The 1,004-nt window shown below is 46.4% G+C and carries 1 protein-coding gene; it reads left to right on the forward strand.

Annotation, left to right across the window (positions count from 1 at the left end; genetic code table 11):
* A partial coding sequence (locus DEM91_RS12545; RefSeq protein WP_249859128.1) for a TraM recognition domain-containing protein occupies window positions 1-1,004 on the forward strand: 1,004 nt, incomplete at both ends.

The raw sequence follows: 1,004 nt of genomic DNA on the forward strand, positions 1-1,004 counted from the left end.
GAGCCGTATGAGGGGAAACTCTCATGTACGGTTCTTAGAGGGGAAAGCCCCCGAGAGGGGGCTGACCTACTCGATCCCGACCTCTCTGAAATAGCTTACAATCATTTGCTTAACCATTTGGATGCCTACAAGGTAAAGCCGCAGTTTTATGTAATCAACTTCGACGACCCACGCAAGTCGCATCGGTGCAATCCAATCAATCCTGCCTTTATGACGGATATATCGGACGCTTATGAGAGTGCCTACACCATCATGCTCAATCTGAATCGCTCGTGGATACAAAAGCAGGGAGATTTCTTCGTCGAGTCTCCGATTATCCTGCTGGCTGCCATCATTTGGTTTCTCAAAATCTATGAGGACGGAAAGTACTGTACTTTCCCTCATGCCATTGAGTTTTTTAACTGTCCCTACGCACAGATATTCCCGATTCTCACTTCCTACGATGAACTAGCCAACTATCTTTCTCCTTTTATGGACGCTTGGGAAGGTGGAGCACAAGATCAGTTGCAGGGACAGATCGCCAGTGCCAAGATACCACTATCACGTATGATTTCTCTTGCACTTTATTGGGTGATGACAGGCGATGATTTCTCACTTGACATCAATAATCCCTATGAGCCGAAAGTGCTTGTTGTGGGCAACAACCCTGATCGACAGAATATCTATTCGGCTGCACTCGGACTTTACAACAGTCGTATCGTTAAGCTCATCAACAAGAAGAAACAACTCAAATCCTCCGTGATTATCGATGAGTTGCCGACGATTTATTTCCGTGGGTTGGATAACCTAATCGCTACCGCTCGAAGTAACAAGGTGGCAGTGTGTTTGAGCTTTCAGGACTTCTCTCAGCTTACTCGCGATTATGAGGACAAAGAAAGTAAGGTGATACAAAATACCGTGGGCAACGTGTTCAGTGGACAGGTGGTGGGCGAAACTGCTAAAACGCTTTCAGAACGTTTCGGCAAGGTACTTCAACAACGGCAATCCATGACCATCAACCGCAA

It is taken from the genome of Prevotella sp. TCVGH (assembly GCF_023522295.1).
Classification (GTDB): domain Bacteria; phylum Bacteroidota; class Bacteroidia; order Bacteroidales; family Bacteroidaceae; genus Prevotella; species Prevotella timonensis.